Source organism: Microbacterium sp., assembly GCF_003248605.1.
Classification (GTDB): domain Bacteria; phylum Actinomycetota; class Actinomycetes; order Actinomycetales; family Microbacteriaceae; genus Microbacterium.
This window is the reverse complement of sequence record NZ_QFPF01000085.1, coordinates 1-11,154: the sequence shown is the minus strand read 5'-3', so window position 1 is coordinate 11,154 and position 11,154 is coordinate 1. Positions and strand designations below refer to the sequence as shown.

The window sequence follows — 11,154 nt, the reverse complement described above, 5'->3', positions numbered from 1 at the left end:
CGACCTCACCGTCGGCCCATGCACAGCTGCGGACCTCGACGCCCGACACGCCGCGCGACCCGCCTCGGTACCGGCGTGTCGCCGCGGCCGGTCCGCAGCTGTGCGCACCGCCCGACGAGGCGCCACGCCCCGCAGCGACTATGATTGCCGGGTCCGCACGGGTGATGACCGCACGCGGCCGTCGTACGGAGCCTGATGAAGCAGATCATCCACTGCCGGTGCGGGCACGAGCGCGCCGCACACGAGCACTACAGACGGGGCACCGACTGCGCGCTCTGCCCAGGTGATTGCCCCCGGTATCGGCCGGTGCTCGATATGGGCGCGCTCAAGTCCTGGCTGCGCGGTGGTCGCGGGGCGTGACCGACCAGCCCGCAGATCGCCCCTCGGACTCCCTCGGCGACGAACCCGGCTCCGGTGCACACCAGCCCGAGGACCATCGCCGCTGACCGCAGCAGCGGTGCACCGCGACGATGGCGGACGGCGTCCCTTACCCCCCGACCGACCCCGCGCCCCAGAGTCCGCACCGCGTACGACCCCTCCACACCGAGCCTCGCGCCGCCGGGGTGCATACGCATGACGATCGCCTTGGACCGCCCCTCGGCCACGCAGCGTCGGACGAAGTAGGCGAGCCGCGCACGATCCGGGGTGACACGATGCCGCACACGGGCGGCCGGCTGATAGATGACCGTACCGCCCGTCCGGCGGGCGGCTCGGATGCAGAGTTCGGTCTCTTCACACCCCGCCGCGTTCGCGCCCACCCTGCCCAGTTCGGCTCCGAAGCCGCCGACCGCCGCCAGCGTCGGACGACGAAAGGCCATGTTCGCGCCGATCACGTTGCGCACGATCGTCCGAGTCGACGGCATCCCCACGTAGCTGCATCCGATCACCCAGTCGAACTCGGCGGGAAACCACGGCGGTCGCACCACGTCCCAGGCCGGCGCGATGTGGCCGCCGACGGCGACGACGGCCTCATCCTCGAATTCTGCACCGATCGCGGCCAACCACCCGGCCTGGGCGACGGCGTCGTCGTCGAGGAACGCCACGACGTCCTCGACGCTCTCCGCGATGCCCGTGTTGCGGGCGCCCGACAGTCCGCGGGCGAACCGGTTCGGGGTGACGGTGAGGTCCGGATAGCGTCCGGCGAGCAGATCGAGAAGGTCGGGGTTGTGATCGACGACGACGATGACGCGGGGCGCGGGCTCCTGCGCCCGCGACGATTCGATCGCCGCAACGGTGTCGGACAGACGAGCCCGCGTGTAGCAGCAGATGACGACCGCGACGGTCACCGTGCGCCCCGCAGCGCGAGCCGGCTGCGGACGTACGCGAAAGGACCCAGCAGAATGCCCAGTCGCTCCGCGCGCTCGAGCTCCTTCGGAAACCCCGCCCGTTTGCTGCTGTGCTTCGGCGATGCGCTGCCGAACTGATGCGCCACCGCGGCGATCGATCTTCGGCCCAGGAGCACGCCCAGACGAGGTTCGCGCACGATCGCGTCGGTGAGGTACGCACCCAGGCCCACCCCGTAGTGCCGCGCCTGTCTGCGCAGGCCGTCGTACTCCCTGCGATGGTGATGCCAGATGATCGCCGACGGCTGATACGCCAGCGTGTGGCCGCGGCGGATCACGCGCAGGAACCCGGCGAGATCGTCACCGCCTCGCGCCGGCGTGCCCGCACCCAGCGCCGGATCGAATCCGCCCGCCGCGCGCAGCGCATCGACGCGATAAGCCATGTTCGCACCCGATCCGAAACGACCGGCCGTGAGCGGGAAGAGCGGATCGATCGGCCGATTGCCCTGCTCGTCGAAGAGGCGAGGGACAAAGCCGCGGGCGAAGCCTCCGTACTGTTCGAGCAGCGATTGGGCGGGGGTGAGCAGCTCAGCCGGGAGGATCAGCCCGGTCACACAGGCGATGTCGTGATCCCAGGTGATGGCCTCGGCGAGGCTTGCCAGCCAGTGAGGGTCGACGACGACGTCGTCATCGGTGATGGCGACCCACGCTCCGGTGACCGCAGCCAAGCCCGCCGCGTGCGCGCGCGCCAGACCGGGCAGCGACTCGTGCACATATGAGAGCCGCGCTCGTCCCACCCGCCCTGCCATCTGCTCGAGAGCACGGCGGGTCGTGTCGGTCGACGGCGCACTGTCGACGACGACGACGTCGAAGTCGGGGTAGTCGAGCGCGGCGACGGAGGTCAGGCAGCGCAGGAGGCTCTCGGTGCGGTCGCGGGTCGCGACGAGCACGGTGAACGAGGGGGCATCAGCCATCGCCCGACGCCGGCGTGCCAGACAGGGCGGCGACGGCACCGCATCGAGGCCACCGACCGGCAGGCGGTCCGGAACGACGAGCCCGTCGCCGCGCAGGTGGTCGGCGATCTCGGGGAGCCGCCAGAGGATCGTCGCCAGCTGTTCGGCGGAGACGCCCGTCGGCGGCGCTGCCACCTGGGTCATCGCGAGCGGACAGCCGTGGAGAGTCACCAGGATGCTGAAGTGGCTGCCCGCGGCTTCTTCAACACGCGATGCCGCGATGGAGGGGATCGGCCCGGAAAGCTCGACCGCCAGCATCCCCCCCCGAGGGCGCCCAGCCGGTGACGTCACGCTGCTCCATGACGGTCAGCCCCGCGCCGTCAGGGCACCGACAGCGACATCGGGGGCGGCACCTCGGCGGCGAGCGCGGATCCATTCGGCGACGAGGGTTCGCAGCACGCGCGTGCCGTCGGCGAAGGTGCGCAGATTCGTCTCGCCGTGGATACGACGCAGCTCGGTGCTCGGGACCTCTGTGATGGTCAGCCCCGCGGCGGCGATGCGGCAGTTGATGAGCGTCTCGATCTCGAATCCGTCGCCCCACTGCATGTTCTCGGTGCGTTCGACGCTCGGCAGCGGAAGATCGAGCACCGGCACGACTCGCCGCCAGAAGGCGTTGTAGCCGTAGCAGAGGTCGGTGAAGCGCGAACGGAAGAGGACGTTGGCGACGAGATTGAGACCCGCGTTGCCGGCTCGACGCAGCGCGGTGATGTCGTCGCTGCCGGCGCGGGGATCGAAGACGAAGCGGCTCCCCTTGGCGAAGTCCGCTCCCGCGATCAGGGCGGACACGAACGCCGGGATCTCCGCCGGGTCCGCCGATCCATCCGCGTCGAGCATGACGATGATGTCTCCCGTCGCGGCGCGGAAGCCGCAGGCCATCGCGTTGCCCTTGCCGTCACGATGTTCGTCGCCGCGATGTCGCTGTTCTCCGCAGGTACGCTTCTGGCCGCCCTCGCCCCCGGATTCGGTCTGCTGCTGACGGGCCGCATCATCCAGGCCAGCGGGACGGCGATCGTGCTGCCGCTGCTCATGACGACCGCGCTCGGGTTCGTCGCCCCGCACCGGCGCGGCGCGATGATGGGGCTCATCTCGATCGTCATCTCGGTCGCACCGGCCATCGGTCCGACCGCCTCGGGTCTGGTGCTGAGCGTGCTCGACTGGCGCTGGCTGTTCTGGCTGGTGCTGCCGATCGCGCTGATCGCCCTCACTGTGGGAGCTCTCACGATCAAGAGCGTGTCCGAGACCTCCCGCGTGCGGTTCGACGTCCTCTCCATCGTCCTCTCGGCGGTCGCCTTCGGCGGGATCATCTACGGCCTCGGCTCCTTCGGCGAGGGCGGTGGATCGCACAGCGCGGTCGGCCCGGTCGTGGCGCTCGTCGTCGGCGCCATCACGCTCGTCGCGTTCGTGCTGCGTCAACGCAGCCTGCAGCGTCGCGACGCGGCACTGCTCGACCTGCGCCCCTTCGGCACTCCCCTGTTCTCCCTGTCCACGATCCTCGTCTTCGTCAGCATGATCGCGATGTTCGGCACCCTGATCCTGCTCCCGCTGTACCTCCAGAACGTCGTCGGCCTCGACACCCTCGCGTCCGGACTGGTGCTCCTGCCCGGCGGTGTGCTCATGGGTCTCGCGGCCCCGCTCGTGGGCCGCTGGTACGACGCCGTGGGCCCTCGTCCGCTCCTGATTCCGGGGGCGATCATGATCAGTGCTGCGCTGTGGATGTTCGCCACGCTCGGGCCCGACTCGGCCGTCGCCCTCATCGTCGCGATGCACGTGCTCTTCAGCATCGGCCTCGCACTGACGCTGACCCCGCTGCTCACGACGGCGCTCGGCGTCCTGCCCAACGAGCTCTACTCGCACGGCAGCGCCATCGTGAACACGGTGCAGCAACTCGCCGGCGCGGCTGGAACGGCCGTTTTCATCACCGTGATGTCGACCGTCGCCGCAGGCGCGACCGGGGTGGATGCTGTCGCGGCAGAATCCGCCGGAATGCAGGCCGCCTTCATGGTCGGCGGCGTGGTCTCACTCATCGCGGTGGTACTCACCCTCTTCATCAAGCCGACGAAAGTGGCTCGCGCCGAGGTGCCGCTGCACTGATCGGCGCCCGCTAGCACTCGCGGAAAATGAAAAGGGCCGGCCTTTCGGCCGACCCTTTTCATTTCCGGTCGGGATGCGCCCCACCGCCCCTCCACGCGCCGCTGCGCGGCACGCGGAGCCTCCGGCGGCGTGGGCCCGCCCGTGATCGCTCGCGGGAAACGAAAAGGGCCGGCCTTTCGGCCGACCCTTTTCATTTCCGGTCGGGATGACAGGATTTGAACCTGCGACCCCTTGACCCCCAGTCAAGTGCGCTACCAAGCTGCGCCACATCCCGAAGCCTTCGCTTGCGCGAAGACAACTCCCCCATGTTACCCGCTCCCGCCCCCACCCGCGAACCACGGCGGGCGCACGCGCCGAAGACCCCTCGTCGCCACTCAGAGGACGAGCAGGTAGAGCGCGCCGACGATCGTCAGCGCGATGACGATCCACTCGAACACGCGCTGGCTGATGCGCCCGGCGATCCAGCGCCCCGCGAACGCGCCGATGATCACGCCCGGGATGAGTACGAGGTCGATGAGGAGGCCGGGCAGCGTGAGCAGCCCCAGACCGATCGAGAAGGGGAGCTTGATGATGTTCACCGTCGCGAAGAACCATGCCGCGGTGCCCAGGAAGGCCTTGACCGGAAACCGCGCCGCGAGGAAGTACATCGACATGACCGGCCCGCCCGCATTCGCGACCATCGTCGTGAAGCCGCCGAGCGCACCGTAGACGGCCGCGGTCACGCGTCGCGGTGCACCCGCCGTCGGAGCAACCGCAGGGACCACGGCATCCGCTCCCGCCACGGCCCGCGCGGCAACGAACCGCCGCCAGAGCGTGATCGCGACGAGCACGAGCAGAATCACGGCGATCGTCTTGCGTACGCCCGCATCCGACGCGAGCGCGAGAAACAGCGCGCCCAGAAGCAGCCCCGCCACGACCGCCGGCGCCAATTTCAGAAGAGCGGGGATGTCGGCGTGGCGCCGATAGGCCCACAGCGCGAAGAGATCGCCGACGATCAACAGCACGAGAATCGTCCCGGTCGACTGTTTGGCCGGCAGAACGGCCGCGAAGAGTGCGACGGCGATGGTCGTCGCGCCGGGCAGAGCCGCCTTCGACAGTCCGATGATCAGTGCACCGGCGACGAGCATCACCCACGCGAGCCCGGTCAGCTCCGGCACGGCACGCGTTCGATCCTCACATCACCACGCTATCGCGCGCGCCATGGGCGGCCGGATCGACGGATCGCGGCATGTCGTCCTACTCTCGGTGCATGCCCACGATCCCGATCTCCCGCTCGCACACCGGCCCACGCGGTGATGTCGTCGGGCCCGCGGCGGCCGCCCGCGTCGAGGCACTCAGATGACGGATGCTGCGGCGTCGGTGCGCGTGGACAGCTGGCTGTGGGCGATCCGCATCTACAAGACGCGGTCGGCGGCGACATCCGCGTGTCGGGCCGGGCACGTGCGCGTGGGCGGCGAAAAGGCGAAGGCCGCGCAGGCTGTGCGCCCGGGCGACGAACTGCGCGTGCGCATCCACGGGTTCGACCGCATCCTGGTCGTCCGCGCCCCGATCACCAAGCGGGTGAGCGCAGCGGTCGCCGCCACGGCCTACGAGGATCGCACTCCCCCGCCGCCCCCGCGCGAGATGATCCCGAGCGTGCCGATGCGCGATCGCGGCGCGGGACGCCCGACCAAGCGCGAGCGGCGTGACATCGAGAAGCTGCGCGGCCGCGAGCAGGACTAGCGGGTCGCGTCAGGAATCGAGCAGGCCGAGAAGCCAGCCCGCGCCGCGCACCGACGCCCCGGCATCCCGTGCCCGATCGGCGAGGCCGCGGTCGCTCGTGACGACCGTCACGTCGAATCCCGAGTCGACCAGCAGAGCCGCCTCGCTGGCGATGGTGTCATCGCCCTCGCCGCGCGCGCGCACCGTGCGCACGAGGCCGACGGTGTCGGCCAGGTCACGCGCACGCCCCTCGACGACGAGCGTCACCCCGGGGAACCACCTCTCGTGCGGCAGTTCGAGGTGCGCACCGGGCACACCCGTCGCCGCGAGCACCTCGAGGCGATCGCGCAGCCGACCCGCGGCACCCGCGCGATCGCGCCACCAGCCATCGGGCACCGAACCCACGACGTTCGCCGCATCGACCACCAGGGCCGGTCGGTGCGCGAGCGCGGCCCGCAGCTCGGGCCATGCCGCGGCGAAACCCGGATGCAGAGGGCGCTCGCCGACCTCGTCGAGGGCCACCCACTCCAGCGCATAGCTCTCGGGGTCGCTGATGACCGGCTCGAAGCCGATCACGGCATCGGCGACGAGGGTCGTGTACGTCCAGATGCCGAGATCGAGTACGTGCGCGAACCGCGACGCGACGGCGTCCGCGGGCACGCCCGCCTCTTCGCCCGCCTCGCGCAGCGCGCCGTCGAACGCCGACTCGCCCTCGTGGCGCGCGCCACCGGGAAGGCCCCACGTGCCGCCGAAGTGGCTCCACGACACCCGATGCTGAAGCAGGATGCCGCGCTCGGCATCCACCGCCAACAGCCCCGCCGCGCCGAAACGGCCCCAGTACCGCTCGCCCGAATCCGCGATCACCCAGGCGTCGCCGGGGTCGCGCGGCCCGTGCGGGCGACGCGGCTCACCCGGGAGGGGCGGCTGAATCGTCATCACCACAGCCTCGCACACCCTCGACGGGCCCGGCGTGCGGCCATCTGCACGATCGAAGGTGCGCATGTAGCCTCCGGAGCATCACGAGACACCACGGGCACCGCCTCTCGTGCATCCGAGCCCGAGAGCCGTGCCCCCGCGCAGGGGTCAGCGCTGGCGACGCTCCCGCACGCGCATGTTGATCACGATGGGCGACCCTTCGAAGCCGAACAGCTCGCGCAGGCGCCGCTGGATGAACCGGCGGTACCCCGGGTCGAGGAATCCGGTGGTGAACAGCACGAACGTCGGCGGCCGGGTCGTGGCCTGCGTGCCGAAGAGGATCCGCGGCTGCTTACCGCCGCGCAGCGGGTGCGGGTGCTCGGCGACGAGCTCGGAGAGGAACGCGTTGAACTTGCCGGTCGGGATGCGCTGATCCCACGAGTCCAGGGCCGTCTCGAGGGCCGGAACGAGCTTCTCGAGGTGCCGTCCGGTGCGCGCCGAGATGTTGACGCGCGGCGCCCACGCCACGTGCGCGAGGTCCTGCTCGATCTCTCGCTCGAGGTAGCGCCGGCGGTCGGCGTTCTCCATGTCGTCGTCGCTGAGGCGATCCCACTTGTTGAAGGCGAGCACGAGCGCGCGCCCCGACTCGAGCACCATGTCGATGATGCGGACGTCCTGCTCGCTGATCGGCTGCGAGACATCGAGCACGACGACGGCGACCTCTGCCTTCTCGAGCGCGGTCGACGTGCGCAGCGACGCATAGAAGTCGGCGCCCTGCTGCAGATGCACACGGCGTCGGATGCCGGCGGTGTCGACCAGCCGCCACAGCTTGCCGCCGAGCTCCACGACCTCGTCGACGGGGTCGCGCGTGGTGCCGGCGAGCTCGTTGACGACGACCCGCTCCTCACCCGCGGCTTTGTTCAGCAGCGACGACTTGCCGACGTTGGGGCGACCGAGGATCGCCACACGGCGCGGGCCGCCGATCTCGTTCTTGGCGACCGCCGAGACCTCGGGCAGCACCTTCATGACCTCGTCGAGCAGGTCCGCCACTCCGCGGCCGTGGATCGCCGAGACGGGGTGGGGTTCGCCCAGGCCCAGGTTCCACAGCGCGGCGGCCTCGGGCTCCTGCCGGGCGTCATCGATCTTGTTCGCCACGAGGAAGACGGGCTTGCCGCTGCGGCGCAGCAGCTTCACGACGCTCTCGTCGGTGGATGTCGCACCCACCATCGCGTCGACGACGAACATGACGACATCGCACAGGTCGATCGCCACCTCGGCCTGAGCGGCGACGGAGGCGTCGATTCCGCGGGCGTCGGGCTCCCAGCCGCCGGTGTCGACGAGCGAGAAGCGTCGGTCCATCCACTCGGCCTTGTAGGTCACGCGGTCGCGCGTGACGCCCGGCGTGTCCTCGACGACGGCCTCGCGGCGTCCGAGGATGCGGTTCACGAGCGCGGACTTGCCCACGTTGGGTCTACCCACGATCGCCACCACGGGCAGCGCCGGCAGAAACTCGATGCCGTCGATGCCGCTCTCAAGTCCCGCGAGCAGAGCGGCATCGTCCTCGTCGAGGTCGTAGTCCGACAGCGATGCCCGCAGCGTCGCGGCGCGCTGCTCGACCAACTCGGGATCGAGCTCGGCGAGCTTCTCGGCGAGGTTGTCGGGTGCGCCCTCGTAGTCGTCAGCGCCCATCGCGCACTCCCACTTTCGTGTCGACGACCGCCAGGACGGCGTCGACGGTCTGTTCGAAATCCAGGTCGGTGGAGTCGACGACGTCGACCCCGGGGGCGGCGGTGAGAAAATCCACCACCGCAGAGTCGGAGGCATCGCGTCGGGTGAGCGCCGCGGCCACCGAGGCCACGTCGTGCCCGGTCAGCTCGGCGCTGCGTCGCGCCGCGCGCACCTCCGGCGCCGCCGTGAGCAGCAGCCGCACGGGCGCGTCCGGGGCGACGACGGTCGTGATGTCGCGACCCTCGACGACGATCCCCCGCGGCGCGTTCGCGATGATCTGCCGGAACAGGCCGTTGACGGCCTGCCGGATCGCGGGCACGCGGGCGACACCGCTGACAGCATCCGTCACCCGCGGTTCGCGGATCGCCTCGGTCACATCGACATCGCCCACTCGCACCCAGTAGTCGCCCGGGTCGGTCGAGATCGCGAAGTCGAAGTCTCCGGACGCGTCGAGCACATCCGATGAGTCGGAGGTGTCCGCACCGCGCGCCAGGATGTGCCAGGCGAGAGCGCGATAAGCGGCGCCGGTGTCGAGGTAGCCGAAACCGAGCCGCCGCGCGGCCTGCTTGGCTACGCTCGACTTGCCGCTGCCGGCGGGGCCGTCGATCGCTATGACGATCGGTGCGTCGCCCGCGGTGGTGTACGAATCGATCTCAGTCATGTCCGGTGCTCGCAATCCGCCATCCCCGCTCTTCCAGTCCCGTCACCGCGCGCGCCACCGCCGCCGGGGCGACGCTGATCTCGGCGAGACCGAACTGCGCGCCGGGCGAGTGCTCCAGGCGCAGATCCTCGACGTTGACCTCGAGCTCGCCCAGCTCGCCGAACAGGCGGCCGAGCTGGCCCGGAGTGTCGTCGACCATGACGACGATCTGCTCGAACCGGCGGTTCTGGCCGTGTTTGCCGGGCAGACGCTCGACGCCTTCGTTTCCCCGCCGGATGGTGTCGGCCACGGCCCGGCGCGAGCCGGCGGCATCCGGTGCTCGCAGGGCGTCGGCGACGTGGGCGAGGTCGATGCTCAGAAGATCCAGGATGTCGACGACGGGCGCCGCGTTCGCGCCGAGGATCTGCACCCACAGCTCGGGCGCCGACGCCGCGATGCGGGTCGTGTCGCGCACGCCCTGACCGGCGAGCGAGAGCGCCGAGTCGGGGGCCTCGCGCAGACGGGCGGCGAGCAGGCTTGCGACGATCTGGGGCACGTGCGAGACGAGCGCGACGGAGCGGTCGTGCTCCTCGGGGGTCATCTCGATCGGCGTCGCGCCGAGGTCGAGGGCGAGTCCCTCGACGAGCGCGAGGTCTTCGCGGGAGGTCTCCTCGTCGCGGCACACGACCCACGGCCGGCCGACGAACAGGTCGGAGCGGGCCGAGATCGCGCCGCCGCGCTCGCGCCCCGCGAGCGGATGCGAGCCGATGTAGCGGGTCAGGTCGACGCCGCGGCGCCGCAGCTCGAGGTAGGGCTCGAGCTTGACGCTCGCGACATCGGTGACGACCGCACCGGGGTGACGGGCGAGCTCGGCGGCGATGACATCGGCGGTGACATCGGGCGGCACCGCCACCACGACCAGCGCGGGGGCATCGTCTTCGCGCGCAGCGCGGCCCGCGCCGTAGTCGATCGCGAGGCGCAGCTGCGCGGGCGAGGTGTCGGCGAGCGCGACGTCGATGCCGCGGGCGGCGAGCGCATGGCCCACGCTCGCGCCGAGCAGGCCGGCGCCCACGATGCGGACGGGTCCCGTCGTGCGCGCGGCGATCCGCGGGGCATGGATGTCGGTCACTCAGATCTCCTGGAGGGTTCCGCCCGCGCCGCTCGACGGCGGCTCTTCGGCGGCGAGATCGGCGCCGGGGGCAGGATCGCGGCGCGCGAGAGTCAGAAGCGCACCGCGCTCTACCTTAGTCAACTCCCGCGTCCTGCCCGCTGGGAGGGTTCCCAGGTGCAGTGGACCGAACTGACGCCGCACGAGCTCGCGCACTGGGTGGCCGACCTCGGCCATCATGCGTCGGACGATCCGGTTGCGTCCCGAGTGCAGCGTCAGCTCGACGAGGCTCGAGGACCCCGAGGCGTCCAGCAGCCGAGCCTTGTCCGCGGCGATGGGACCGTCCTCGAGCTCGACCCCGCGGGTCAGGCGGGCGATCGTCTGCGGCAGCACGCGCCCCGCGACCTTGGCGATGTAGACCTTGGTCACACCGAAGCTCGGGTGGGCGAGCACGTGGGCGAGCCCGCCGTCGTTGGTGAGGATCAGCAGCCCGCTCGTCTCCGCGTCGAGGCGCCCCACGTTGTAGAGGCGCTCGGGCCAGTCCGTCGTGAAGCGACGCAGGTCGGGCCGGCCCCGGTCGTCGCTCATCGAGCTGACGACACCGGTCGGCTTGTTCAGCATCACGTAGCGCTTGGACGCATCGAGCTGGATCGCGGTGCCGTCGACGTCGACGAG

11 protein-coding genes and 1 tRNA gene are annotated in these 11,154 nt (G+C 70.8%); 2 read left to right on the top strand and 10 right to left on the bottom strand.

Annotation, left to right across the window (positions count from 1 at the left end):
* Positions 1 to 248 precede the first annotated feature (248 nt).
* The 3 genes from DI573_RS11145 to DI573_RS11135 are packed head-to-tail and all read right to left on the bottom strand — an operon-like array spanning position 249 to position 3,172.
* Entirely contained in the window at positions 249 to 1,286 is a 1,038-nt protein-coding gene (locus DI573_RS11145) for a glycosyltransferase (RefSeq protein ID WP_292814072.1), read from the bottom strand.
* Positions 1,283 to 2,554 (bottom strand): glycosyltransferase family 2 protein, encoded by a 1,272-nt coding sequence (locus DI573_RS11140; RefSeq protein WP_292814070.1) that lies wholly within the window; start codon positions 2,552 to 2,554, stop codon positions 1,283 to 1,285. Before DI573_RS11140 ends, DI573_RS11145 begins: the two co-directional genes overlap by 4 nt.
* Before the next feature lie 48 nt (positions 2,555 to 2,602).
* Positions 2,603 to 3,172 carry a glycosyltransferase family 2 protein gene (locus DI573_RS11135; protein WP_292814067.1) on the bottom strand — a complete coding sequence of 190 codons (570 nt, stop codon included), beginning with the start codon at positions 3,170 to 3,172 and terminating at the stop codon, positions 2,603 to 2,605.
* Positions 3,173 to 3,193: 21 nt separating this feature from the next.
* Between DI573_RS11135 and DI573_RS11130 the strand changes: the two genes are divergently transcribed.
* Positions 3,194 to 4,387 carry a DHA2 family efflux MFS transporter permease subunit gene (locus DI573_RS11130; RefSeq protein ID WP_292814064.1) on the top strand — a complete coding sequence of 398 codons (1,194 nt, stop codon included), beginning with the start codon at positions 3,194 to 3,196 and terminating at the stop codon, positions 4,385 to 4,387.
* Between the two features lie 200 nt (positions 4,388 to 4,587).
* Here the strand turns inward: DI573_RS11130 and DI573_RS11125 are convergent.
* A tRNA-Pro gene (locus DI573_RS11125) sits at positions 4,588 to 4,661 on the bottom strand.
* A gap of 100 nt (positions 4,662 to 4,761) precedes the next feature.
* On the bottom strand, positions 4,762 to 5,514 hold the full coding sequence (locus DI573_RS11120; protein WP_292814075.1) for a sulfite exporter TauE/SafE family protein: 753 nt from the start codon (positions 5,512 to 5,514) through the stop codon (positions 4,762 to 4,764).
* A gap of 211 nt (positions 5,515 to 5,725) precedes the next feature.
* On the opposite strand from DI573_RS11120, the gene DI573_RS11115 reads away from it, so the two are divergent.
* Positions 5,726 to 6,109: a S4 domain-containing protein gene (locus DI573_RS11115; RefSeq protein ID WP_292814061.1), complete on the top strand. Its 384-nt coding sequence runs from the start codon at positions 5,726 to 5,728 to the stop codon at positions 6,107 to 6,109.
* 9 nt (positions 6,110 to 6,118) lie between these two features.
* On the opposite strand, the gene DI573_RS11110 is transcribed toward DI573_RS11115, so the two are convergent.
* The 5 genes from DI573_RS11110 to DI573_RS11090 all read right to left on the bottom strand — a co-directional run.
* A complete protein-coding gene (locus DI573_RS11110; protein WP_292814059.1) occupies positions 6,119 to 7,024 on the bottom strand; it encodes an NUDIX hydrolase in 906 nt (301 codons plus the stop codon).
* Between the two features lie 147 nt (positions 7,025 to 7,171).
* Positions 7,172 to 8,692 (bottom strand): ribosome biogenesis GTPase Der, encoded by a 1,521-nt coding sequence (gene der / locus DI573_RS11105; protein WP_292814057.1) that lies wholly within the window; start codon positions 8,690 to 8,692, stop codon positions 7,172 to 7,174.
* Complete coding sequence (cmk, locus tag DI573_RS11100) at positions 8,682 to 9,392, bottom strand: (d)CMP kinase (RefSeq protein WP_292814054.1); 711 nt, start codon at positions 9,390 to 9,392, stop codon at positions 8,682 to 8,684. The genes der and cmk overlap by 11 nt, the downstream gene beginning before the upstream one ends.
* The gene (locus tag DI573_RS11095) at positions 9,385 to 10,500 is read right to left on the bottom strand and encodes a prephenate dehydrogenase (RefSeq protein WP_292814051.1); all 1,116 of its coding nucleotides are present in this window, start codon (positions 10,498 to 10,500) and stop codon (positions 9,385 to 9,387) included. Before DI573_RS11095 ends, cmk begins: the two co-directional genes overlap by 8 nt.
* The coding region (locus tag DI573_RS11090) for a pseudouridine synthase (protein WP_292814048.1) at positions 10,501 to 11,154 on the bottom strand (654 nt) is incomplete at its 5' end.

What these genes read in the sequence shown, in the direction of transcription:
- DI573_RS11140 (WP_292814070.1), bottom strand. Translation starts at nt 2,554, where the DNA reads ATGCTGGCGGTCGAGCTTTCCGGGCCGATCCCCTCCATCGCGGCATCG.
- DI573_RS11135 (WP_292814067.1), bottom strand. Translation starts at nt 3,172, where the DNA reads ATGGCCTGCGGCTTCCGCGCCGCGACGGGAGACATCATCGTCATGCTC.
- DI573_RS11130 (WP_292814064.1), top strand. Translation starts at nt 3,194, where the DNA reads ATGTTCGTCGCCGCGATGTCGCTGTTCTCCGCAGGTACGCTTCTGGCC.
- DI573_RS11120 (WP_292814075.1), bottom strand. Translation starts at nt 5,514, where the DNA reads ATGCTCGTCGCCGGTGCACTGATCATCGGACTGTCGAAGGCGGCTCTG.
- DI573_RS11115 (WP_292814061.1), top strand. Translation starts at nt 5,726, where the DNA reads ATGACGGATGCTGCGGCGTCGGTGCGCGTGGACAGCTGGCTGTGGGCG.
- DI573_RS11110 (WP_292814059.1), bottom strand. Translation starts at nt 7,024, where the DNA reads ATGACGATTCAGCCGCCCCTCCCGGGTGAGCCGCGTCGCCCGCACGGG.
- der (WP_292814057.1), bottom strand. Translation starts at nt 8,692, where the DNA reads ATGGGCGCTGACGACTACGAGGGCGCACCCGACAACCTCGCCGAGAAG.
- cmk (WP_292814054.1), bottom strand. Translation starts at nt 9,392, where the DNA reads ATGACTGAGATCGATTCGTACACCACCGCGGGCGACGCACCGATCGTC.